We start from the raw sequence: 24,211 nt of genomic DNA, 5'->3' as shown, positions 1-24,211 counted from the left end.
TATCCGCAAAATATGCCTATTGACTATTTGTAAAGAAAAAACCACATAAAAATATAATATTTTCAATTAAAAACAGAAATTTAATTCAAACTTTCAATCAGCAAAAATATGTTCTGCTGCCGGAAAAGTTTTTGCTTTTACTTCGCGAACATAAGCACTGACAGCTGCCTGAATACTATCCTGATCCTGCATAAAATTTTTGACAAATTTAGCTGTTTTACCCGGATAAATACCCAGCATATCATGCATTACCAAAACTTGTCCGTCACAGTCGACACCTGCACCAATACCGATTGTCGGGCAGCTAAGTGCTGCTGTCACCTCTGCTGCCAGCTGGCCGGGTACACACTCCATTAATACCATATCAGCACCAGCCTGTGCATGAGCCTGAGCATCGGCCATTAATTGTGCCGCGGCTTCACCACGACCTTGTACTTTATAGCCACCGAGTGTATGAACGGATTGCGGCGTAAGACCGATATGTGCACATACCGGAATACCTCGCTGCTGTAAAAACTGTGTGGTTTCTGCTATCCATGCACCTCCTTCCAGTTTCACCATATGTGCACCAGCAACCATCAGGCGTACTGCAGCAGCAAAAGCCTGTTCTTTGCTTTGCTGATAGGCACCGAAAGGCAGATCAGCCAGAATCATTGCCTGTTGATTACCTCGTGTTACAGCAGCCGTGTGATAACAGATATCATCAACACTAACCGGTATAGTAGATGTTTGCCCTTGTACCGCCATACCAAGCGAATCACCAATCAGCAATATATCAACACCGGCATCGCTCATCAGACGGGCAAAACTGGCATCATAACAAGTCAGCATGGCAATTTTTTCACCGGCTGCCTTCATTTTCCTTAAAGTATGAATAGTATGCATATACAGATAAATCCGCTATTTATGTTTTATCAGAAAATACTGCCGGTAATAACAGCTTATTTATTTTTAACCTGCATTCCGGCTAAAGAAACCCAAATTTGTTACAACAAATATCCGGCTAGTTGTAATGACCGGCAAAATACCACAGACTACAGCCAAACCAGAACAGATTAACAAATATTTTGCCATCCTTTATTCCCATCTGATGACTGGAATATCTTTAAAATTATTTATCTAATATGGATATATCCAATGTTGGTACTAAACCAGTAATTTCATCCTCGGTAATGCCGGAAAAATACGTATCCGAATTCTGCAATTCCATATACAAAAACTGTACTTTTTTCTATAAAAAGTACAGTTTGTAAGTCTGAAATCCATCGCAAAGAGAAAATAAATACCAAATTAACAGAATAATGTCATTGATATTTTTTTACTCAAATTAAACAGCATAAAATGCCGATATAGCTAATTTACGACAAATCAGATTGACTGAAATATCCACGCAGACAACGGAAATAATTATTTCACCAAACAATTTTAAATAACTATTCGCTTAAATTGAGATAATTACGGCTGCCCTGCATATTGGCAATGGTATTGAGCAACAGTTCAAAATGATCGTCATTACCAAGAAAATCCAGTTCATTAGTATTAGCAATCAATAGCGGAGCATGCTGATATAAATGGAAAAACCGGCGATACTCAGCGTGAATTTGCTGTAAATAACCAGCCGGAAACAGATTAACCATTCCGTCATCCCGCTGACGCAAACGCTTATCAAGCAACTCGTCATCAGCTTCCAGATAAATCACCAGATCCGGAACCGGAAATTTCGGCATTACTTTTTGCTTAATTTGCCAGTACAGAGTCTGTTCCTCTTCACGCAAAATTACCGGCACATATATCTGATCCTTCTCAAGCAGAAAATCAGCAATAACCCGCGAGCGTCGCTCATCCTCTGCATAAATCACATTTATTGCCTCGCAACGACGCATTAAAAAATGCATCTCTGTGGCTAGCCCGTGATTAGTCGCATTCAGATAAAATTTTTCCAGAAACGGATTGCTTTCCGGAATTTCCGACAGCAGCAGAGCATCAAAATATTGTGCCAGACGGCGGCTTAAAGCTGATTTTCCACTGCCAATAGATCCTTCTACGACAATGTAGCGATAATCCATACTCCCTGCTCCCCTGTTTTTATTCCTGTTCGTCAGTAATTTCAGTAATTATAGTTACTGCATCCGGCTGTTTCTTTAATAATGCCGCGGCCACCACAGAAGCACTGTCATGAGTACCAATTACATAATAAGGCGCAATTGCAGCCAGCGGTGCCATTACAAAAGCACGTTCACACGCACGCGGGTGCGGCAGTGTCAGATCCGCATCATTAATATCCTGATGATCATAATCAATTATATCCAGATCAATCACTCGCGGTCCGTTTGGAACCTCACGTACCCGTCCCAGTCGGTTTTCCAGATCCAATAAAGAATTTAATAGTTCATGAGCACTTAAAGTGGTATGAACCAGAACAACAGCATTGACAAAATCCGGCTGATCAGTCATCCCTACCGGCTTAGTAATATAAAGTGGTGAAATTGCCTTGACCCGAACCTCTTTGATCTGATTCAAAGCTGCCAGAGCTGTTTCAACCTGTTTACGTGGATTATCAAGATTAGCCCCTAAAGCAATTACCGCTGTAACTAAATTCATGCTTCCTCCTGCTTAGGTTTGTTGGTACGTCTGTTACGGTATCTTTTTTGTCTTGTTGAATTTTTTTCTGATTGCGAAGCAGTACGAATTAATTGCTCACGCTCTACATCTGAACCATGCTGAAAAGCCTGCCACCACTGAACTGTCTCCTGTGATAATTCGCCCAGACTGGCACGCAAACACATAAAATCAAAAGCAGCACGAAAACGCGGCTGTCCGAGTAAGCGGTAAGGACGCGCCCCGCGCATAATTTCAAACTGCGGCTGCAAACTCCAGATTTCACGCATGGTTACACTATATCGCTGCGGCACACCCCAGTTTTTATCTACATGCTGACGTTCTGAAGTAATCGCCGCATTCATCGCCGCACTGGAGCGCATACCACTATTAAGTTCCCGCTGCCATACTGTTTTGATATGCGGCCATAATACAGCCGCCAGTACAAAGCCCATAGATACAGATTTATCTGCCCGCAGGCGTTCGTCAGTATTGTGCAGAGCCAATGCGACAATATTATCATTACTTTCGCCGCCCGGCATTAATGCATCAAGTAGAGGATGAATATCTTTCAGACCAAGATTATTCATCTGGCGCAAACATGCCTGTGCATAACCACTGAACAATATTTTCAGTACTTCATCAAATAGCCGTGCCGGCGGTTCCCGCTTTAACAACTGCGCACATTCAGCTATCGGTTTAGATGTATGTTTATCTACGGTAAAGCCAAGTTTGCCAGATAATCTGGCTGCCCGTAGCATGCGCACCGGATCCTCCTGATAGCGCTCAGCCGGATTACCTATCATTACCAGACGCCGGTTAAGTATGTCTTCAACGCCATGATGAAAATCCAGAACTACCTGCTGTTTCGGATCATAGTATAGAGCGTTGGCAGTAAAGTCCCGGCGCATTGCATCCTGTTCAAGCGTACCGAAACTCACATCCTTCATAATCCGGCCTAGCTCATTATGGCTGTTGACTGCCCCGCCCCGAAAAGTTGTTACCTCGATAGTTTCCGGACCAACCATAACATGCACAATCGGAAAACGCCTGCCGATAATGCGGCTGCGCCGGAAAAGTTTATGTATCTGTTCGGGTGTAGCATCTGTTGCCACATCGAAATCTTTAGGTGTCACACCAAGCAATAAATCACGCACAGCACCACCTACCACATAAGCCTGATAACCCTCCTTCTGCAAGCGGGTGATAACCTTTTCCGCTGCAAAACTCAGATCATCTGCCTGAATATGGTGTTGTGCCAATGAGATTTCCCGCCTTTTGCCACGCCGGGCAGACTTTCTCGGCAAAACCTTGTGTAACCACTTTGTTAGCATAAATAATACAAAAGCTTGTGAAAAAATACTCGCGTGCCGCAGCAACCACGACCGATAAAGTACTATAGTATAACCTATCTATCCGTATCTCATCATTCCTCACCGCACGGACAAGTGCAATCTGCCGGCATTTTCTTCACTACCACTGCCTACTTTGTATATAATACACCCGTTTCTGAACTCATCATGTAAGAAGAAACCGATATGTATAATTATCAGTCTGACACTACCCAGTTTCTGAATGAATTTCTAACTAAGCACCCGGAAGAAGCACAAGCACAAATCGAACATCGCGGCATGCTATGGGATGTACAGCTCAATCCGGAAGATGAAGCAAACTTTGCTGCCGCCAAATTGCCGAAAAAAGGTTATACCTATCTAACTGAATAATCTCTGTTTAACCCGTTATGAGCCAGAACGGTTGTCTGAATACCCCGGAGCTGAGGCAATATCTTGCCGGAATAAACCCTGCAGAAGCGCCACTATTGGCACAGCTGCGTGCTGAAACGGCACGGCATCGCAAGGGTAATATGAGTATCGCACCGGAACAGGCTCAATTAATGGTATGGCTTGCACGGATGATTCAGGCTCGCAACTATCTGGAAATTGGTGTTTTTACTGGTTACAGTAGTACAGCTATGGCAATGGCACTGCCGGAAGACGGACATATCACTGCCTGTGATATTAACGTAACCTATACCGATATTGCCCGCCGCTACTGGCAAGAGGCTAATGTCAGCCATAAAATCCAGCTGTATCTGCAGCCGGCAATAATAACCCTCGATAAACTGATTACAAGTAATCGAAACAATTATTACGATATTGCTCTGATAGATGCGGATAAGATACCCACTCCTCAATATTTTGAGCGCTGCCTGCAACTGGTTCGTCCCGGCGGTATTATCGCCATTGATAATGTCTTATTGCACGGTCGTGTTGCACAGACAGCCAACGCTAATGAATCAGAAAGTGTTCATATCATGCGTCAGTTCAATGCCGGCCTGATAAACGATACGCGGATAATTCCGTTAACTATACCACTTGGTGATGGTTTAACACTTATTCAGAAAAGATAATAACAAACAACCAGAGGAGAAAAATACATGAATTCACGTTTAAATCAATACCATTTCAGCCTAATCCTGATAGTTACATTTTGCATCAGTGCTTGCAGTAACCTACCATCCTCCTCTGTTGTGACTAGCACTTCTGCGGCGGAAGAAGTACACACAAATAGTAACCAATCCACTGAACAGATTGGCCAGATTCAGGCGCAGCTGAATGCTTTACAGATACAGATCAATGGCCTGCAAAACCAGATGAATGATATTCGTCAGCAACAAGATACATTATCGCGCTACCTGAATGTACGTACTCCGGTCAGCCACACTACTCCGGTCAAAGCCTCCGCTACTAATGATAATACCAGCGAAGCACGCCGGCTATATAATGCCGGTCTTTATAGCCAAAGCATTCGTCTGCTGAAAAACGCTGATAGTGGTGGCAATGGCAGCGCCCAGGCACAAGAGCGCATGTGGCTGCTGCTGCAAAACCATTCTCGTTTGAATAATTGTGAATCAGTAATTAATATCGGCAAGCGCTTTAACAGCCTTTATCCGCAAAACAGTCAAAGTGCCAACGCTCTTTATATGGTGGCACAATGTCAGACTCATTTACAGCAGCAGGATATTTCCCGCCTTACTTATCAGCACATTATCAGTAGTTATCCCAACAGTAATGCCGCTGTTAAAGCCAGGCATCAATTAAAAAACCTGTTACCAATCAAAAAAGGAACTCGATGAACACTCCGCAAATCGGCATTATTATGGGTAGCAATAGTGACTATCCGATTATGCAGCAGGCAGAGCAGTTTCTGCAGCAATTCAGTATTCCTTATGAAATACAGGTTGTATCCGCACACCGTACTCCGGATTTAATGTTTGAATACGCTGAAACCGCCCGTTCCCGAGGCTTGAAAGCGATTATAGCCGGCGCCGGAGGGGCTGCTCATCTGCCGGGCATGGTTGCTGCCAAAACCACCGTTCCTGTTCTGGGCGTACCTGTACCAAGTAAATATTTGCGCGGTGAAGATTCACTACTGTCTATTGTCCAAATGCCTAAAGGCGTACCAGTAGCCACTTTTGCTATTGGTGAAGCTGGTGCAGCCAATGCTGCTTTATTTGCCATTTCCATGCTGGCCAATGACAATCCGCAGCTGGCACAAAAACTGGCAGAATTTCGTGAAAGCCAGAAACAAAGTGTTCTGGATATGAATTTACCCAGCATTTCAGCCTGATTACTACTTAATTCAGACATATTTGCTGCATAAATATACTGAATAATATCATTATGCTATTGATATTAATTGTATTCAAATAAGAAAGAAAATTGACTATTATCCTCAGTAGCATGAGCATATTTACATGATTAGAATCAGCTCCAGAAAGCAATATCAGTTTTTTAGTTATCAACTTAATCTAAAGAATTTCTGCTAAATAACTGAAAGTAGAATACAATTTAAAATTAAAAATAAAATTCCAGCTTTCTTATTATTGCCAACAACAAGTACTAAAAATATTCATTCTAAATTAAATATTCCATTTGAATTACAATCAGAATTGGACTGATTTAAGATTCAGTTTAACAATAAATTAAGCTAAAAAATTAGTAAATTCATTTATTTATTACAACCAGACAGGATTTGGATATTAAACAAATAAAACCTATAAATATGTTTATATCATTTATTATATTTGATACCCATAATAAATAAATTATTACATTTTATTTACTGAATAAAAAACGGATACTGCTCTTATATTAGCAGTATCCGTTTTTTATAACAAAATATTATTTTTCTGTTCGCAAATCCTTACGCAAAATTTTTCCTACAGCAGATTTGGGCAGTTCTGAGCAAAACTCTATATCTTTAGGCACTTTATAGCCGGTCAGATTCTGGCGGCAATAGGCAATAATTTGTTCACGAGTCAGATTCGGATCTCGTTTTACTACAAATAACTTGATTGCTTCGCCTGATTTTTCATTAGGTACACCGATACAAGCTACTTCCAGCACCTCAGGCATAGCGGCTACAACCTCTTCTACCTCATTCGGATATACATTAAAACCCGATACCAGAATCATATCTTTTTTGCGATCTACCAGCTTTACATAACCTTTAGCATCAATTTCAGCCATATCACCGGTAGCCACAAAACCACGGCTATCAAGAACTTTAGCTGTTTCTTCTGGTCGGTTCCAGTAGCCTTTCATTACTTGCGGCCCCTGAACCCATAACTCGCCTACTTCACCAACCCCGAGAACCTTGCCGTTATCATCACGAATTTCAATATCTGTATTCGAAACCGGCAAACCGGCAGTACCCGTATATTCAGGATTATTCAGCGGATTAGCGCACACGCCGGGGCTGGCCTCAGTTAGACCATAAGCATCAATAATGGGCACACCCGTAATGGCTTTCCATTCCTGCGCCACCATTTTCTGAGTTGCCATTCCGCCACCTAGCACAAGCTTCCAGGTTGAAAAATCAATCGTTTTAAATTCTTCATTATGAATCAGTGCATTAAACAGAGTATTAACACCACTCATTACCGTTACCCGATTGTTTTTCAGAACCTTAACCAACGCTTTAATATCACGCGGGTTGGTAATCAGAATATTTTTGGAACCGGCATTAGCAAAGATCATAATATTCACAGTAAGTGAAAAAATATGATATAGCGGCAACGGTGTTACTACTACTTCCTTTCCGAGCACCAGATTTGCCTTAATCCATTCTGATGCCTGCTGCATATTGGCTACAATATTACCGTGCGTCAGCATTGCGCCCTTAGACATACCGGTTGTTCCGCCGGTATATTGCAACAAAGCCAAATCTTCCAGCTCAAGCGGTACCGGAGTAAAACGTTGTTTTTTCCCTAATTCCAGAGCATGCAGAAAAGTAACTGCCCCCTCAATCTGAAAAGGCTTCACCATTTTTTTGACTTTGCGCAGCATGAAGTTCACTACAGTACCCTTCAGCCAGCCAAGCATATCGCCCATACTGGCCACTATCACCTGCTTGATTGCAGTCTGCTCCAGAACCTGAGCCACAGTATGCGCAAAATTTTCCAGTACGATAATCGCAGTCGCACCGGAATCAATCAACTGATGAGCTAATTCCCTCGGCGTATACAGAGGATTGACGTTCACAACTACCCCGCCAGCCTGTAACACCCCAAATACCGCAATCGGATACTGCAATACATTAGGCATCATAATTGCTACCCGCTCACCTTTTTGCAGATTCAGTACATTCTGCAAATATGAGGTGAACTGATTTACAAAAGTAGCAGTTTGAGTATACGTGAGTGTAGTACCCATATTGGAAAAGCTTGGCTGCGGGCCGAATTTCTTCACACTGGTGTCAAGAACGTCAATAATTGACGAATATGCACGCACATCTACTTCTGCCCGCACCCCTTCCTGATAACTTTGTAACCAGATTTTTTCCATTATCTTTTTCCTCTGCAACAATGCGTCTAATTTAAAGTGAAGTAAGGAAATATCAGTCAAAACAGACTGCAAAGAAAACATCAAATCAGAACATCAGCATTGTCTGCAAGATGACTGACTGTAGCCAGCCAGTCTGTTGATATAAGTGATTAAATTAATTATTTTGAATACTATGACTGTCGGTATCTCTGATAATACCACCACCCAGACACACAGCGCCAGCATACAGTACAGCAGACTGACCGGGTGTCACTGCCCATTGTGGTTCATCAAACACCAGTTCCGCGCAATCATCAGCCAGATAACGCAATTGAGCCGCCGCATCAGGCATGCGGTAACGTGTTTTCACGCCATAGCGCCCTTCTGCCGGACGTTCTGGTGTCGTAAAACTTAAATCATGCATAATCAGGCTGCGACTGAACAACAGTGGATGATCATGTCCCTGTACAACCAGAAGCTCATTATCCGACAAATTTTTTCCGGCAACAAACCATGGCTCACCGTCGCCACCAATACCCAAACCTTTGCGCTGCCCCAGTGTGTAATACATCAGTCCTTCATGCTCACCTACAATTTTACCTTCCGGCGTCACCATTGCACCCGGATTAGTAGGCAGATAACGCTGTAAAAATTGTCTGAACGGACGTTCACCAATAAAGCAGATTCCGGTACTGTCTTTTTTTCCGGCTGTGGGTAACTGAGCCTGCTCCGCCAGTCGGCGTACTTCAGATTTTTCCAGATCACCCAGCGGAAACAATGCACGCTGTAATTGGTATGGTTGCAGTCGATACAGAAAATAGCTTTGGTCTTTATTCTGATCCAGCCCCTTGAGCAGATAATGTACGCCATCGCGTACATCCTTACGTGCATAATGTCCTGTTGCAATCAGATCTGCACCACCGTTCAGCGCATGTTCCAGAAAACATTTGAATTTAATTTCTGCATTACACAATACATCAGGATTGGGTGTGCGACCAGCCTGATACTCCTGAAGAAAATATGCAAAGACATTATCTTTATACTGACCTGCAAAATTAACAATATCAATATCCATATCAATCAGATCAGCCACTGCTACTGCATCCAGTGAATCCTGCTTGATAGAACAATATTCGTCATCGTTATCGTCTTCCCAGTTTTGCATGAAGACACCGCGCACATCATAACCGCCCTGCTTGAGCAGCCAGGCTGTAACCGATGAATCCACTCCACCGGACATGCCAACAACAATACGTTGTGATAAATTTGCTTTTGTATTCATTTACATTCATCCAAAACCGGCGCAGATTGTGCCACAGGCAGAACACAGCAGCAACCTGCCGGCATAATTAATTGTGTATCAAACTTACAAAAAATGCCATAAATACACAATTTACATCCATAATCAGCTTTTTATTTACACAAAAAAAATTTTTACTCAATACTATTAGCCTAAATAACACAGACTGCCGGTACTGTAATATCTGTCTGTAGACAAATAATCACAAGACCGGCAGCCTGTGTAAATGCAAATCAAACTCAGTTCTGACGCAGACGGCGCAATACCTCATCGCGCCCTAATAAAGCCAGCACCTGATCAATCGACGGGGTTTTTCCTGTACCACATACAGCCAGACGTAAAGGCATACCCAATTTACCCATTTTAATATTTTCTGTTTCACAAAATGGTGCAAAAAGAGCGTGAATACTTTCCGCATCCCAGTGTGATAACTGTTCAAGCAGGGCTGCAAAGCGCTGCATACGTGCCGGAGCATCAGCATCCCAGTGTTTAGCTACTTCCTTTTCTCCGGGAGTGGCTTTAGCATAAAAATATCTGCATTCTTCAGCCAGCTGATTTAAATCCTGAGCACGTTCCTTAACCAGTGCTATCACTTCAGCCAAATCCGGCTGCTCAGTCACTTCAATGCCCTGCTGTGTCAGACGCGGACGCACCAGCTCAGCCAGACGGGAATTATCACTGGCTTTAATATGCTGCGCATTCAGCCACAACAGCTTTTCATGATCAAAACGGCTGGCTGAAGGGCTGACATCTTTTAAATCAAACCATTCAACAAACTGTTCCATCGTGAAGAATTCATCATCACCATGTCCCCAGCCGAGTCGTGCCAGATAATTCAGTAAAGCTTCCGGTAAAATACCTTGCCGGTTATAATCAACCACACTAACTGCATCCCGGCGCTTACTCATTTTTGCGCCTTTTTCATTCAGAATCATCGGCAAATGAGCATATTGAGGTAAAGCTGCACCCATAGCCAAAAGAATATTAATCTGTTTAGGTGTATTGTTGACATGGTCATCACCACGGATAACCTGCGTAATACCCATATCATAATCATCTACAACTACACAGAAATTATAGGTAGGCGTACCATCGGCACGCGCAATAATCAGATCATCCAGATCCTGATTGGCAATGGCAATATGACCTTTAACCAAATCATCCCATGCCGTTTCACCAGTTAGCGGCATTTTAAAACGTACAACCGGCTGAACACCTTCGGGTACAGGCGGCAGTGTTTTGCCTTCATCCGGCCGCCAGCGGCGGTCATACCAGAAGTGTTCACCACGTGCCTCAGCTTCCTGCCGCATTGCTTCCAGTTCTTCACGGCTGGTATAGTCATAATAGGCATGACCGGAAGCCACTAACTCACGTAAAACTTCTGCATAACGGTCAAAGCGCTTTGTCTGGTAAAACGGACCTTCATCATAGTCCAGACCAACCCAGTGCATACCATCCATAATTGCCTGCACTGATTCAGCCGTAGAACGTTCCAGATCCGTGTCTTCAATTCGTAATATAAACTTACCATGATGTTTACGTGCAAATGCCCAAGAGAACAAAGCAGTGCGCACACCACCAATATGCAAAAAACCGGTAGGACTGGGAGCAAAACGAGTACGAATCATGATTACCATTCTTCAGACACAGAAAAAACCTTATTGTACGCGTAAGCCAGAGTAAACAAAACCCGTTCGTGATATGCTTGCACTAATACCAGTAACCGTATGAAAGGCTGCATATATGAACTCCCCGAAACATCTGGCTGTTTACTACACTGGCGGAACCATTGGTATGCAGCAAACACCGGCCGGACTGGCTCCGGCTGCCAATCTTGCCAGCCTGGCTGCGCCCATTTTTCAGGAATACAGTCACCAGCTCAAATGCGACTGGTTTATTTGTGAACCACTGATTGATTCTTCAGCGATTACCCTTTCAAACTGGGAGACATGGCTTAACTGGATAGACAGCAAAGCTGAAAATTATGATGGTCTGCTCATTCTGCACGGTACCGATACCATGGCCTACAGTGCCAATATAATTGCGCTGGCACGGCCGAAACTGAATATCCCCATTATCCTTACCGGAGCCATGCTACCCCTGGAAGCTGATAACAGTGATGCACCACAAAACCTGCGTACTGCACTAGCTGCATTCAGCCTGCCGGGTTTTACCCAAACTGCCATTGCCTTTAACAGACAGCTCTGGCCGGCTGTCGGCAGCAGCAAAATCAGTACAGAACAGGCAGACGCATTTGCCAATCCGCAGTTTGGTTCCTTGGCTCAATGGTCAGAATCTGAAGGATGGTTTAATACTAATCTGCCTGTTGCCGGCAATTCAAACCTATCTGCACAATATGACATCAGTACATCAGCCAGAATTCACTGCTTTACTCTGACTCCGGGTGCTAATCTGGCAATGATTACCACCAGTCTTACTCACAATCCGCCTGACGGAGTAATTTTACAAAGCTATGGCAATGGCAATACACCTAATGATAGGAATTTTCTGGCTGCAATCAGACAGATTAGTGAGCAATCTATACCTGTTCTGAATATCAGTCAGGTTTTACAGGGATGTGCCTCTGCTGTTTACGCACAAGGACATGAATTGCGTGCAGCCGGCGTTATCAACGGCGGTAAATGTAATCTGGAAACTGCTGTGGCTATCCTGACACTGGCTGTAAGCAATAACTGGAATAAAGAACAAATTGAAAATCTGCTGCATACACAGAAGCTGATTTAAATATTTACTTTTGCAGGATTATCCGGCTTACCCTGTAACCGATTAATCCTGCAAAATTTTTGTTAATAAACAGCTTCTGATAGCTTAGTCCGGTATCGTCGATACTATAAAAAGCTATTAACAACTTTTTGTATCCTCAATTACTAGAAACTTTCGTTGAAAAACTGTTCAAATTTTCCAAAAAATTTCATTTAAAATTAATCATTTAAACCAGTTTGTAATAATCAAATATCTTTATACAAACGCTGGTCTCTGCCAATTATTTTTAAATAAAAGTTTATCGGGTTTTATAGTCATGTGCCTATTTTTTATCAAACACGATTTCATATATACTGCATTTATATTTATTATTAATAAATTCAAATTAAATAAATATCCACAATTTGAAATTTAATTAACAAATTAACAACAACTTATGTACTTAATAAAAAAATATGATATTTTATTAAGAGTTTTAAATACCTATAACCATGATTTATGATATAACTCTTTCTTTTCAGAATAGAAAAGTCAGTTATGGAAGAAAACCTTGCGATAAAACAAAAGGCTTATATTATTCTGGGTTCTTTTCTGGTTGCCGCATTTATTATTGGTATTGCCGGTGCATTGCAGGCACCGACACTCAGCCGTTATCTTGCCGAAGATGTGAAGGTTAATCCATATCAGGTAGGTTTGTTTTACTCAATCAATGCCGTTGCCGGCATTGTCATCAGCTTTCTGCTGGCACAATACTCTGATAATAAAGGTGTTCGACGGAATATTATTCTATTTTGTTGTCTGATGGGCATAGGAAATTGCATTACGTTTGCATTTTCGCGCCAATACTTTATCCTCGTTACCGTAGGCATATTTTTTTCAGCTTTTACCTCTGCAGCTATGCCGCAAATTTTTGCATCTGCACGTGAATATACAGATAAAACTGGCCGCAACGTTGTCGTTTTCAATGGCATTTTACGGGCACAATTGTCACTGGCCTGGGTAATCGGTCCGCCATTATCATTTGCATTAGCCGTGAATTACGGATTTACCATTATGTATCTGAGTGCGGCAGCTATGTTTTTTGTAGCCATGCTAATCGTTTTTCTGTGCTTTCCTGTCATAAAACGTCCGGCATCTGTTACTAAAAAACAAGAGCCAAAAGAAAAGATTTTCAATAATCCTAATGTCATTTTACTGTTTATCGCTTCAATCAGTATGGGTACAGCCAATATGATGTATTTGATTGATATGCCTTTATATATTGATGATATTCTGCCCGGTTCACCTTCACTGCCCGGACATTTGATGGGCATAGCTGCTGCCATTGAAATTCCCGCTATGCTGATTGCCAGCATGCTGGTACCGCGCTTTGGTAATAAAAATCTGATTTGTTTTGCAGTCATTTGCGGCATCATATTTTATATCGGTATGGTTTCTACCCAAAACGAATGGATGCTGATTGGTTTACAATTCTTTAATGGTTTATTTATCGGCATAATAGCCAGTATCGGTCTGATTTATTTCCAGGATTTATTACCTAAACGTACGGGTGTTGCTTCTACATTGTTTAATAACTGTATTTCTTGCAGTATTATTCTGGCCGGTATGTTGCAGGGCGTAATTTCGGCCAACTTCGGACATCAGAGTATCTATACCATTTCTTTAGCCATGGTAATTTTATCTTTCATCTTGTGCCTGATTATTCAGCCACCGCCTTCAGCAATTAAATCGCCCTCAAAGGTTAATCACTGATCAGCACCGTAATCACCATTCTAACAAGGTTCTAAAACTGACTATAGGCTTATCTTAAAACATCTATTATCAATATCAATAAAGCACTGTAGTAATAAATAAATTCATACCGCGAAAAAATCCGCATTAACAAACAAATATTTTCCTAAACTATCCGACATAATCATATTATCGTTTAACAATTGAAAACATTTAAATAGTCATATTTCAGGGAAAATAAAACGCAGTTATATGATTCTAAGTTATTCAAAACCCAGTGCTAAGTTGATGGTGAATGGTTAAATGCTGATAATAAAAAAATCATACCCGTATCCAATCCTGCAATCGGTGAAAAACTGGCTGATAATCCTAAAATGGTTACCACAGAAGCTGTATGTGCGGTAACTGCCACCCGGATTACTTTAAAAACGAAGTTGGAACAAAACTTATTGCGTAATAAGCATTTTCAGTAAAAAAATTTCTATAGAACTTGGGGAAAGCTTTATCTATTGTTTTCAATGATACAGATATTGATGCAGCAGTAACCAGCGCCATAATTTTCAAATTCCACAATGACGGACAAACCTAAGTCTGTGCCAATCATATTTATGTGCAAAGCGCTGTCAACGACCAGTTTGTGCCTAAATTCTAAGAAACTATCAACAATTTGACCTTAGTCACGGTATGGATGCAGGTGTTAACGTAAGCCCTTTGATTGATAGTCAGGCAGTAGCAAAATTATTGAACATACTCAAGATGCCATCATTGAAGGCGCTAAATAGTTACAGGTTTGGTTGCAATGTGGGTGTTTGGGAAAAATCATATATTAACAAAAGTTATTATCAAAAGAATAATAGGAGCTTCTCTGAATTACTCAGACAATTTAGAAAGAAAAATAAATTCTCCGTCATTCAGTGATAAAAAGCCTATTTGAATTTAACAAATTGTTTTTTAATTAACATTAATATACAAAATATTGCGAATAGGACAAGGAAAGTTTACAATCCGCATGATGCAAAACCAATTGATAAACCCGTACTTTATTTTTGCTTGGTTCTACTTTGATATTAAGCATATACATTTGTAAATAACCGGATAATCTCAAAAAGTGGAAGATTAATGAACAGATTCATTTTAACAATAGTAGCATTCTTTGCCCTGTGTTTTGCGGGTTATCAATGGCATAAAAGCAAACAAGAAAAAAAAATATTTGTTCAGGATATCAACTCCAGTACTGATTTTGATTTTGATCAAGATATCAAATCCAGAACTGATCAATATGGTTTTCTGGATATATCAGTTAATCTTCCCGGAAGTAAGGGAATTGTCATTATGGCTCCAATCAATTGTCCGTCACGACAGGCAAAGATTGCTGATTATCTGGCCACAGAATTAAATAAACAGAATATTCCTGCTACCCGAATTAGTGGTTACACTTTCAATCATAATCTAGCCAATATGTCAGAAAGAGAAATAAATCAGATGATTGACAGAGTTGAGTATGTCAAAACAATGGCTTTTCCGCTGGTATTTGTAAATGGTAAAGTAAAATCTAATCCATCTATTGAAGACATCAAAAATGAGTGGGAATTACAATAGTTTTTTCGTTAACCAAACCTACTTCGACATGTTCAATAAAAATTAATCAAGGGTGTCAATGTCTGTATCTTGTATTTTCAGGATCAGCTTCCCAATTGAACTATTTAATTTCTAATTTGTTTAACAATTGCCTTTATACAGTACTATTCTGCCTGGTTTGTTACAGGACGTAATTTCTGCCAGCTTCGGCCATCACATTATTTATGTCATTGCACTTGCAATGGTGTCTGTTTCATTTATTTTCTGTCTGATTATTACTAAACCAGTCCATACCAAAATTGTTTCTTAACAACAGTATTGATTAGTTTTAACTGAATAACTTTACACAACACCAATTTCTATCAGGCTAAATCCAACCGGTTTAGCCTTTTTAATTAACACTGACATCTATACATCATTGAAATCAATAATCAAATAAGGCTGCACTTTATTTGCCTGCCTGCAGACGCTCAGCAATTAAGAATATACGCATAAATTAAGCAATTAATTCTTAAAATAATATTTATAATTAATATTAATTGCCAATAATACCAATTATAAAAACATTTAATTTCATTCTTATTGAATTTTTTTTAATATTATACGTTAGAAGAATATTTATCCAGATTGACAGTATAAATTTAATCCCGTAATTTAACCGAATAAACCAATCAATTATAAGACTGATAAATTCAGTCAGTTAATTATATTGTCAGAACACATATCATACCGTTGATATTAGTAAAAACCTGCTTAGGCCGGTCTGCACTTTTTTGGAGAAAATATTATGAGTCAAACAAGCAATGTTCGTCAGCGTCAACTGGCCGCAGCCCCTCGTGGCGTCGGTTTCATGTGCGATTTTTATATTGATCACGCTAAAAATGCTGAGTTCTGGACTCCTGAAGGTAAACGTTATATTGACTTTGCCGGAGGTATCGGCGTTCTGAATACTGGTCATCTGCATCCCAAAGTACAAAAAGCAGTAGCTGATCAGTTGCAGAAATTTTCGCATACCTGTTTTAATACTGTTCCATATGAGCTGTATGCTAAGGTTGCTGAAAAAATTAATGCCAGAGCACCTATTGCCGGCGACAAGCGCACAATGTTTGTTACCTCTGGTGCTGAAGCTGTTGAAAATGCCATTAAAATTGCCCGTGCCTATACCAAAAGACGTGGTGTAATCGCATTTAACGGTGCCTTTCATGGCCGTACCAATCTCACTATGGCTTTAACTGGCAAAATCGCACCCTATAAAGTAGATTTCGGGCCATTCCCTGCTGATATCGTACATGCACCTTATCCGAATGCACTGCATGGCGTTAGCATTGAAGATGCATTGCACGGTCTTCATAATATTTTCAAATGCCATCTGGCACCCAGCGATGTTGCTGCTATTATTATCGAAGTAGTTCAGGGTGAAGGCGGCTTTAATGTTACACCAAATGAATTTCTGCGTGCCTTACGCCAGCTGGCGGATGAACACGGAATTGTGCTGATTTTTGATGAAATTCAGTCCGGCTTTGCCCGTAGCGGAAAAATGTTTGCTACCGAACTGACCGGCGTACAGCCTGATTTAATGACCATTGCCAAATCCCTGGCCGGCGGTTTTCCGCTTTCCGGTGTAGTAGGCAAAGAAGCCATCATGAATGCTCCTGTAGTAGGCGGCCTGGGCGGCACTTACGCCGGTAGTCCGCTGGGACTGGCTGCTGCTGATGCAGTTATTGATGTTATCGAAGAAGAAAAACTGTGCGAGCGCGCCAATATTCTGGGTAACAGATTGAAAGAACGCTTTAATAATTTAAAAGAAGTTATTCCGTCTATTGCAGAAGTACGCGGACCAGGCTCTATGGTCGCCATTGAATTAGTTAAACCCGGTACCTCAGAACCAGATGCTGAACGTACCAAAAAAGTACAGCAACTGGCGCTGGAAAACGGTCTGATGATTCTGACCTGCGGACAGTATTACAACGTAATTCGTTGTCTCTATCCGCTTACTATTGAAGATCATGTATTTGATGAAGCATTGAATATACTTGAAACTGCCCTGCGTCAGGCTCAATAATATTCATTGTCTGCAGGCTGATCCGGTAGAATATTTTACCGGCAGCCTGTCATGTCTGTTTCAGTTTTTTTAGGAAAAAACTATGCAATTGCATGATTCTGCATTATTAAAAACCCAGTGTTATATAAATGGACAATGGCTGAACGCCGATAATGGCGCAGTTATTTCAGTTATCAATCCGGCTACCGGAAACAATCTGGCAGACGTGCCCCGCATGGGTACAGCAGAAGCTGAACGTGCTGTAGCAGCAGCACATGCAGCATTGAAACCATGGCAAGCCAAATCCGCTAAAGAACGCAGTAATCTTCTGCGCCGCTGGTTTGAGCTAATGATGCAGCATCAGGAAGATCTGGGCATTATCCTGACTTCAGAACAGGGGAAGCCGCTGGCTGAGGCTAAAGGTGAAATTGCCTATGGTGCATCCTATCTGGAATGGTATTCAGAAGAAGCCAAGCGTATTTATGGTGACACCATACCCGCACCGTCAAACGACAAACGGATTATGGTACTTAAGCAGCCAATCGGCGTATGTGCAGCCATTACGCCATGGAACTTTCCGAATGCGATGATTACCCGCAAGATTGCTCCGGCTCTGGCTGCCGGCTGTACTTTTGTTATTCGCCCGGCTTCACAAACACCATTATCTGCACTGGCCATTGCTGAGCTGGCACAGCGTGCCGGCATCCCGCCCGGAGTAGTCAATGTCATTACCGGCAGCTCCAGTGAAATCGGTAAAGTATTAACTGAAGACGATCGGGTAAAAAAATTCAGTTTTACCGGTTCTACAGAAGTAGGTCGTAAACTGATTGCTCAGTGCGCCGGTACTGTAAAAAAAGTATCTATGGAACTGGGTGGTAATGCACCATTTATCGTCTTCAATGACGCTGATATCGATGCAGCCGTAGAAGGTGCGATGATTTCCAAATTCCGCAATGCCGGCCAGACCTGCGTATGTGCAAACCGGTTATACGTACAAAGTGCTGTATATGATGAATTCGTGGATAAACTGGCTCAGGCCATTGCCAAACTGAAAATAGGCAACGGACTGGATCAGGGTGTAACTGTCGGACCATTAATCGATGCAGGTGCGGTTAACAAAGTTCAGGAACATATTACTGATGCTATTGGCAAAGGGGCGGAAATCGTTACCGGCGGAACCGCAGATAATCACGGTGAATTATTCTTCCAGCCTACATTACTGAAAAATGTTACTCAGGACATGAAAGTTGCCCGTGAGGAAACTTTCGGTCCGCTGGCGCCGGTATTTCGTTTTGAAAGCGAAGACGAAGTTGTCAGCTGGGCTAATGACACCGAATTCGGGCTGGCCAGTTATTTCTACAGCCGCGATATCGGCAGAATAGTACGTGTCAGCGAAAATCTGGATTATGGCATGGTAGCCATCAATACAGGACTGCTGTCAAATGAAGCAGCACCTTTTGGCGGCGTCAAGCAATCCGGTCTTGGTCGGGAAGGTTCTAAATACGGTATAGAAGATTACGTTGAAATTAAATATGTACTTCTTGCCGGCATTGACCAGTAATTCCTGAATCCGCGGCAGCCATAATCTGCTTCGCTGCCGCTTTCTTCATAATTATAAAAATCCTGAATGCACTGCATAAATCAGGATGGGGCGTTGTTGACTGAATTCAGCCAGCTAAAGGTGTTTCAGTCTGATATTACTCTTTCCAAAGGAGAATTAATTTGAGCACATCATCCACACTGAAAAACGGACTTAAATCACGCCATCTGACTATGATTTCTATTGCTGGCGTGATCGGAGGGGCTTTATTTATTGGCTCCGGCTCTGTAATTTACCATACAGGACCCGCAGCTATTCTTGCCTATGGTGCCGGCGGTCTTCTGGTCATGCTGATTATGCGCATGTTAGGAGAAATGGCTGTAGCTCATCCGGATAGCGGTTCTTTTTCCACATATGCCGATACTGCTATCGGCCGCTGGGCAGGTTTCAGCATTGGCTGGTTATACTGGTTTTTCTGGGCATTGCTCATGGGCTGGGAAGCCTATGTAGCCGGTAAAATTCTTAATAACTGGTTTCCTGTATTTCCCATCTGGAGCTATATGCTGGCAGTAACCGTAGCTCTGGTTGTTATCAATCTGATGGATGTTAAAAATTACGGGGAATTTGAATTCTGGTTTGCTTTAATCAAAGTAGTCGCCATTGTATTATTTCTGATTGTAGGCAGTCTGGCTATTATCTATTTATGGCCGTGGGGTCAGGCAGATGCAAAAGGCTGGACACACTTAACTGATCAGGGATTCATGCCTAAAGGATCATCATCTGTGGTAACAGCATTGCTGGGTGTTATGTTTGCCTATATTGGTGCTGAAATCGTTACTGTTGCGGCTGCAGAATCCAACCACCCGGCTACAGAAATTCGTAAAGCCACAAAATCTGTCGTCTGGCGCATCATTCTGTTTTATGTAGGTTCGATTTTTATTACCGTTTGTCTGATTCCGTACAACGACCCACGGCTGAATGATGCCACATGGGGAACATACAGTGTAGTATTAACCTCACTGGGAATTCCTCAGGCACGTCATATCGTCAACTTTGTTGTCCTTACTTCAGTTTTAAGCTGTTTTAATTCAGCTCTGTATACCTGTTCGCGCATGTTATATTCATTGGCAAAACGCGGTGATGCTCATCGGATCATGTCCTACACCTCGAAAAATGGCAGTCCGCAAATTGGCGTGCTTATTTCCTGTGTCTTTACCCTGTTTGCAGTGTATCTCACCGCTACCTCCAAAATGGATGTTTACGATGTACTGATGACTGCTACCGGTACGATTGCCTTGTATGTTTATCTCGCTATCAGCTGCTCACAATTATTTCTGCGTAAAAAACTGGAAAAACAAGGGCAGACACTGACATTTAAAATGTGGTGCTTTCCATGGCTGACTTATCTGGTTATCGGGCTGATTATTGCTTCGATTATTATTATGATTATCGAAGGAACCTATAAATATGAAGTAATATATACCAGCATACTGGCGGCCATCATCCTGATAATGGGCATAGTGGCACAAATATTTAAAATCGGCAGCCAGCAGAATAAAACAGAATAATATTTAATATTGGTTTTATACAGCTTAGAGCAGTAATAATATTTATCTATCTTGACACAGATTGATTAAGATAAATATTCGGATAAATTAATTTAAATTTTATTCGCCATAACTGGCAACAATTCAGTACACTATTCATTTTGAAATTTAACCGGCACAAAATGATTACACTAGAACAATGTCAGCAATGGGATGCCGCCGATATTCTGGCTCCCCTAAAAAATCAGTTTGAATTACCACAAGGGGTTATATATCTGGATGGTAACTCTTTGGGTGCGAAACCCAGAAAAGCTGCAGAAAATGCTCAGGCAGTAATTAATCAGCAATGGGGTACCGATCTGATTAATAGCTGGAATAAAGCCGGCTGGTGGGATTTACCGGTACGACTAGGCAATAAAGTCGGTCAGCTGATTGGTGCTCAGGAAAATGAAACCGTTGTTACCGATACAACCAGTCTGAATCTGTTTAAAGTATTGGCCTCAGCCATCCATATCCAGCAGAATAATGACAATAACCGTAAAATCATTATCGCTGAGCGTGATTCTTTCCCTACCGATATTTATATGATTGAAGGTTTCATGGCTCTGATTAATCAGGGTTATCAGCTTCATCTAATAGATACACCGGCAGATCTGCCCGCCCGTATTAATGAAAACACTGCTGTTGTAGTGTTATCTCATGTTAACTATCGTACCGGTTACCTGCACGACATGGAAGAAATCAATGCACTGGTACATTCGCATGGTGCATTACTTATCTGGGATTTGTGTCATTCAATCGGTGCTGTACCTATTGATCTGAATGCCAGTAATAGTGATTTTGCTATTGGTTGTACTTACAAATATTTGAACGGCGGTCCCGGCGCACCTGCTATGCTGTGGGTAAATGAGCGTTATCAGACTGCATTCAGCCAGCCATTATCCGGCTGGTGGGGTCATGCGCGGCCGTTTGATATGGCTGAAAGCTATACACCCGCAGACAATATCCGTCGTTATTTATGCGGTACACAGCCAATTGTATCTATGAGCCTGATAGAAAGCGGCGTAGATATCTTTTTGCAAACAGATATGCAGTCATTACGGCACAAATCTCTGCAACTAACTGATTTACTGATTGCCCTTACTGAGCAGGAATGTGCCGGACATAACTTAACGCTGATTACACCGCGTGAACATGCTCACCGTGGCAGCCATGTCAGCCTGCGTCACCCTCATGGTTATGCCATAGTTCAGGCTCTGATTGCCCGCGGTGTAATCGGAGATTATCGCGAACCGGAAGTGATTCGCCTGGGAGTTACACCTTTGTATCTGAGCTATACCGATATCTGGCATGCTGTTCAGCATCTGAAACAGGTATTAATTAATGAGGAGTGGGCACAGCCACAGTTTCACACGCGCGGACAGGTAACCTGATTTGCATTTCTTTAATCCACACAGGTACAGGCCGGGCATGAATATTCTGCTCGGCTTATGCTTCTCATCTTAAGGAAAAACGATGGGTAATTTCGAGCGTATTCAGTCTCGGGAAACAGGATTACACAAAAAGCTATCCGCCGGTCAGATGAGCATGATTGCCATTGGCGGAGCAATAGGAACCGGCTTATTTCTGGGCAGCAAATTTGCCATTGGCTTTGCCGGCCCTTCTGTTATCATCAGTTATGCACTGGGCGGCATGATTGCACTGGCTTTAATGGGATGTCTGGCAGAAATGACTGTGCAGCACCCTACTTCGGGTTCTTTTGGTGCGTATGCTGAATTTTATCTGCATCCTCTGGCCGGTTTTCTGGTGCGTTACAGTTACTGGGCCTGTATTGTTCTGGCTGTGGGTACAGAAGTCACAGCCATCGCTGAATACATGAAGTTCTGGTTTCCACAGGTTGATTCATGGATATGGATTGCACTGTTTTCATGCTGTCTGATCGGCGTTAATGCCTATAGTGTCAAAGCTTTCGGTTCAGTTGAATACTGGTTTTCCACCATTAAAATTTTTGCCATTATCGTATTTATTGTACTGGCCATCAGTGTATTACTAACGCAAAGCAGTATCAGCAGAATTGAACAAAACATGTTTAGCGGCGGCTTTGCTCCGCATGGATTTTCCGGTATCTGGACCGGTGTTATTATTTCCATATTCAGCTATCTCGGTATTGAAATGATCGCTATAGCCGCAGGTGAAGCCACCAATCCTGAACAGGCAGTTAAAACCGCGTTTAAAGGAACTTTTGCAAGGCTATTGATATTTTATCTGCTTGCACTCAGTCTGATTGTCATGCTGGTACCGTGGCAGGAATTAATTAAAGAAGGAAGCACCAGCCCGTTTGTCAGCGTAATGAAAAATGTAGGTATACCATTTGCCGACAGTATTCTGAACTTTATTGTCATTGTTGCTGCACTTTCAGCCATGAACAGTATGCTCTATATTGCCACTCGTATGATGTTCAGTCTGTCTCGTGCTAACGAAGCACCACAAATATTCGGTAAAGTAAAAAGTAATGGCGTACCACTGAATGCACTGGCTTTATCTTCTGCCGGTATTGCTGTCGCCGCACTGGTTTATATTTTAAATCCGGAAACGGCTTTTCCGGTTATGATAGCTTTGTCTATGTTTGGTGCATTATTCAGCTGGGGGGCTGTATTTCTGACACATCTGTGTTTTCGCATCCGGATGCAGCGGCAACAGCAAAAACTGAAATTTCGTGTACCCGGTTTTCCATTTGTCACTATAGCCGGTTTATTGGCCATAATCAGCATCATGATTACCACATGGTTTACCCCGATATTCCATGCTACTTTATTATTTGGCGTGCCTTTTCTGGCATTTTTAATTCTGGCATATTTTATTCAGATATACCATAAAAAGTACAAATAAATACTAAGTGTATATACCCTCACAGCATCAATGCCCACTGGCATTGATGCTGTTGTTAAATTGATAGAATGCCATTTGTAATATCAGACTGGAAAAATCTGAGCCACATAAAAATTTATATATTAAAAAATATATTTTCAGATTGATAATAAAATGACTATTTACTGAGATTCAGTAAATAGTCATTTTAGAAATTAGATATTGTTTAGATTATTAAATTATTTAATATAATCCTTCAAAAATATTGAAAGTTTTTGATTTTTTACTTTATGTAAGTCATAAGAAAATTAACCCGGAATCCAAAAAAACATTCTGGCTGAAAAATCGCCCACACTGATACCAGTAGAAGGTTTAAACGGAATAAACATCACTATAATAAAATAAAGCACCATTAAACAGAATGTCATTGAAATAGCTTTACGCCACATAGCTAAA

The 24,211-nt window shown here is 41.6% G+C and carries 19 protein-coding genes; 12 read left to right on the top strand and 7 right to left on the bottom strand.

What is annotated here, in order from left to right; translation table 11 throughout:
- Positions 1 to 93 precede the first annotated feature (93 nt).
- The 4 genes from panB to pcnB form a co-directional block, all read right to left on the bottom strand.
- On the bottom strand, positions 94 to 885 hold the full coding sequence (gene panB / locus H3V00_RS00850) for a 3-methyl-2-oxobutanoate hydroxymethyltransferase (protein ID WP_198206672.1): 792 nt from the start codon (positions 883 to 885) through the stop codon (positions 94 to 96).
- Positions 886 to 1,433: 548 nt separating this feature from the next.
- Positions 1,434 to 2,066, bottom strand: a complete 633-nt coding sequence (locus tag H3V00_RS00845) for a deoxynucleoside kinase (protein ID WP_025330346.1) — start codon at positions 2,064 to 2,066, stop codon at positions 1,434 to 1,436.
- Positions 2,067 to 2,085: 19 nt separating this feature from the next.
- Complete coding sequence (gene folK / locus H3V00_RS00840) at positions 2,086 to 2,601, bottom strand: 2-amino-4-hydroxy-6-hydroxymethyldihydropteridine diphosphokinase (protein WP_198206673.1); 516 nt, start codon at positions 2,599 to 2,601, stop codon at positions 2,086 to 2,088.
- Positions 2,598 to 3,932, bottom strand: coding sequence for a polynucleotide adenylyltransferase PcnB (gene pcnB, locus H3V00_RS00835; protein ID WP_084586784.1), 1,335 nt, complete (start codon positions 3,930 to 3,932; stop codon positions 2,598 to 2,600). The genes folK and pcnB overlap by 4 nt, the downstream gene beginning before the upstream one ends.
- A 204-nt stretch (positions 3,933 to 4,136) precedes the next feature.
- Here pcnB and H3V00_RS00830 point away from each other — a divergent pair, with 204 nt between their 5' ends.
- Genes H3V00_RS00830 through purE form a run of 4 tightly spaced genes read left to right on the top strand, consistent with a single transcriptional unit; the run spans position 4,137 to position 6,228 of the window.
- Positions 4,137 to 4,322 (top strand): DUF3460 family protein, encoded by a 186-nt coding sequence (locus H3V00_RS00830; RefSeq protein WP_025330343.1) that lies wholly within the window; start codon positions 4,137 to 4,139, stop codon positions 4,320 to 4,322.
- Between the two features lie 17 nt (positions 4,323 to 4,339).
- Positions 4,340 to 5,008, top strand: coding sequence for an O-methyltransferase (locus H3V00_RS00825; RefSeq protein WP_084586785.1), 669 nt, complete (start codon positions 4,340 to 4,342; stop codon positions 5,006 to 5,008).
- Positions 5,009 to 5,035: 27 nt separating this feature from the next.
- Complete coding sequence (locus tag H3V00_RS00820) at positions 5,036 to 5,734, top strand: hypothetical protein (protein ID WP_051506406.1); 699 nt, start codon at positions 5,036 to 5,038, stop codon at positions 5,732 to 5,734.
- Positions 5,731 to 6,228: a 5-(carboxyamino)imidazole ribonucleotide mutase gene (gene purE, locus H3V00_RS00815; protein ID WP_025330340.1), complete on the top strand. Its 498-nt coding sequence runs from the start codon at positions 5,731 to 5,733 to the stop codon at positions 6,226 to 6,228. Before H3V00_RS00820 ends, purE begins: the two co-directional genes overlap by 4 nt.
- Positions 6,229 to 6,782: 554 nt before the next feature.
- Here purE and H3V00_RS00810 read toward each other — a convergent pair.
- The 3 genes from H3V00_RS00810 to gltX all read right to left on the bottom strand — a co-directional run bounded on the left by H3V00_RS00810 (position 6,783) and on the right by gltX (position 11,357).
- A complete protein-coding gene (locus H3V00_RS00810) occupies positions 6,783 to 8,447 on the bottom strand; it encodes an AMP-binding protein (RefSeq protein ID WP_025330339.1) in 1,665 nt (554 codons plus the stop codon).
- A 154-nt stretch (positions 8,448 to 8,601) separates the two neighbouring features.
- Positions 8,602 to 9,708: a tRNA 2-thiouridine(34) synthase MnmA gene (gene mnmA, locus H3V00_RS00805; RefSeq protein ID WP_025330338.1), complete on the bottom strand. Its 1,107-nt coding sequence runs from the start codon at positions 9,706 to 9,708 to the stop codon at positions 8,602 to 8,604.
- 257 nt (positions 9,709 to 9,965) lie between these two features.
- Complete coding sequence (gene gltX, locus H3V00_RS00800; protein WP_171991470.1) at positions 9,966 to 11,357, bottom strand: glutamate--tRNA ligase; 1,392 nt, start codon at positions 11,355 to 11,357, stop codon at positions 9,966 to 9,968.
- Between the two features lie 112 nt (positions 11,358 to 11,469).
- Between gltX and H3V00_RS00795 the strand changes: the two genes are divergently transcribed.
- From H3V00_RS00795 to H3V00_RS00760, 8 genes are all read left to right on the top strand, one after another.
- Positions 11,470 to 12,471 carry an asparaginase gene (locus H3V00_RS00795; protein WP_198206674.1) on the top strand — a complete coding sequence of 334 codons (1,002 nt, stop codon included), beginning with the start codon at positions 11,470 to 11,472 and terminating at the stop codon, positions 12,469 to 12,471.
- A gap of 516 nt (positions 12,472 to 12,987) precedes the next feature.
- Complete coding sequence (locus H3V00_RS00790; protein WP_025330335.1) at positions 12,988 to 14,202, top strand: sugar efflux transporter; 1,215 nt, start codon at positions 12,988 to 12,990, stop codon at positions 14,200 to 14,202.
- Positions 14,203 to 15,300: 1,098 nt separating this feature from the next.
- Complete coding sequence (locus tag H3V00_RS00785) at positions 15,301 to 15,780, top strand: hypothetical protein (protein ID WP_078474313.1); 480 nt, start codon at positions 15,301 to 15,303, stop codon at positions 15,778 to 15,780.
- Positions 15,781 to 16,546: 766 nt separating this feature from the next.
- Positions 16,547 to 17,821, top strand: a complete 1,275-nt coding sequence (gene gabT / locus H3V00_RS00780; RefSeq protein WP_078474312.1) for a 4-aminobutyrate--2-oxoglutarate transaminase — start codon at positions 16,547 to 16,549, stop codon at positions 17,819 to 17,821.
- A gap of 82 nt (positions 17,822 to 17,903) precedes the next feature.
- Positions 17,904 to 19,361: an NAD-dependent succinate-semialdehyde dehydrogenase gene (locus tag H3V00_RS00775; RefSeq protein ID WP_078474311.1), complete on the top strand. Its 1,458-nt coding sequence runs from the start codon at positions 17,904 to 17,906 to the stop codon at positions 19,359 to 19,361.
- A 161-nt stretch (positions 19,362 to 19,522) separates the two neighbouring features.
- Positions 19,523 to 20,908, top strand: a complete 1,386-nt coding sequence (locus tag H3V00_RS00770; RefSeq protein ID WP_232335905.1) for an amino acid permease — start codon at positions 19,523 to 19,525, stop codon at positions 20,906 to 20,908.
- A gap of 161 nt (positions 20,909 to 21,069) precedes the next feature.
- Positions 21,070 to 22,320, top strand: a complete 1,251-nt coding sequence (gene kynU, locus H3V00_RS00765; protein WP_078474310.1) for a kynureninase — start codon at positions 21,070 to 21,072, stop codon at positions 22,318 to 22,320.
- 82 nt (positions 22,321 to 22,402) lie between these two features.
- Positions 22,403 to 23,776 carry an amino acid permease gene (locus tag H3V00_RS00760; RefSeq protein WP_198206675.1) on the top strand — a complete coding sequence of 458 codons (1,374 nt, stop codon included), beginning with the start codon at positions 22,403 to 22,405 and terminating at the stop codon, positions 23,774 to 23,776.
- Positions 23,777 to 24,211: the final 435 nt, after the last annotated feature.

This window comes from Snodgrassella sp. W6238H11 (assembly GCF_016100525.1).
Classification (GTDB): Bacteria; Pseudomonadota; Gammaproteobacteria; order Burkholderiales; family Neisseriaceae; genus Snodgrassella; species Snodgrassella alvi.
The sequence above is the reverse complement of the archived record's forward strand: the minus strand, read 5'-3'. Positions and strand labels throughout refer to the sequence as shown.

Excerpts from the sequence above, each read along its gene's own strand:
- H3V00_RS00795 (WP_198206674.1), top strand. The coding sequence starts at position 11,470 with ATGAACTCCCCGAAACATCTGGCTGTTTACTACACTGGCGGAACCATT.
- H3V00_RS00825 (WP_084586785.1), top strand. The coding sequence starts at position 4,340 with ATGAGCCAGAACGGTTGTCTGAATACCCCGGAGCTGAGGCAATATCTT.
- gabT (WP_078474312.1), top strand. The coding sequence starts at position 16,547 with ATGAGTCAAACAAGCAATGTTCGTCAGCGTCAACTGGCCGCAGCCCCT.
- H3V00_RS00810 (WP_025330339.1), bottom strand. The coding sequence starts at position 8,447 with ATGGAAAAAATCTGGTTACAAAGTTATCAGGAAGGGGTGCGGGCAGAA.
- pcnB (WP_084586784.1), bottom strand. The coding sequence starts at position 3,932 with ATGCTAACAAAGTGGTTACACAAGGTTTTGCCGAGAAAGTCTGCCCGG.
- mnmA (WP_025330338.1), bottom strand. The coding sequence starts at position 9,708 with ATGAATACAAAAGCAAATTTATCACAACGTATTGTTGTTGGCATGTCC.
- folK (WP_198206673.1), bottom strand. The coding sequence starts at position 2,601 with ATGAATTTAGTTACAGCGGTAATTGCTTTAGGGGCTAATCTTGATAAT.
- H3V00_RS00845 (WP_025330346.1), bottom strand. The coding sequence starts at position 2,066 with ATGGATTATCGCTACATTGTCGTAGAAGGATCTATTGGCAGTGGAAAA.
- H3V00_RS00785 (WP_078474313.1), top strand. The coding sequence starts at position 15,301 with ATGAACAGATTCATTTTAACAATAGTAGCATTCTTTGCCCTGTGTTTT.
- H3V00_RS00820 (WP_051506406.1), top strand. The coding sequence starts at position 5,036 with ATGAATTCACGTTTAAATCAATACCATTTCAGCCTAATCCTGATAGTT.
- H3V00_RS00760 (WP_198206675.1), top strand. The coding sequence starts at position 22,403 with ATGGGTAATTTCGAGCGTATTCAGTCTCGGGAAACAGGATTACACAAA.
- H3V00_RS00775 (WP_078474311.1), top strand. The coding sequence starts at position 17,904 with ATGCAATTGCATGATTCTGCATTATTAAAAACCCAGTGTTATATAAAT.
- kynU (WP_078474310.1), top strand. The coding sequence starts at position 21,070 with ATGATTACACTAGAACAATGTCAGCAATGGGATGCCGCCGATATTCTG.
- panB (WP_198206672.1), bottom strand. The coding sequence starts at position 885 with ATGCATACTATTCATACTTTAAGGAAAATGAAGGCAGCCGGTGAAAAA.
- H3V00_RS00830 (WP_025330343.1), top strand. The coding sequence starts at position 4,137 with ATGTATAATTATCAGTCTGACACTACCCAGTTTCTGAATGAATTTCTA.
- purE (WP_025330340.1), top strand. The coding sequence starts at position 5,731 with ATGAACACTCCGCAAATCGGCATTATTATGGGTAGCAATAGTGACTAT.
- H3V00_RS00790 (WP_025330335.1), top strand. The coding sequence starts at position 12,988 with ATGGAAGAAAACCTTGCGATAAAACAAAAGGCTTATATTATTCTGGGT.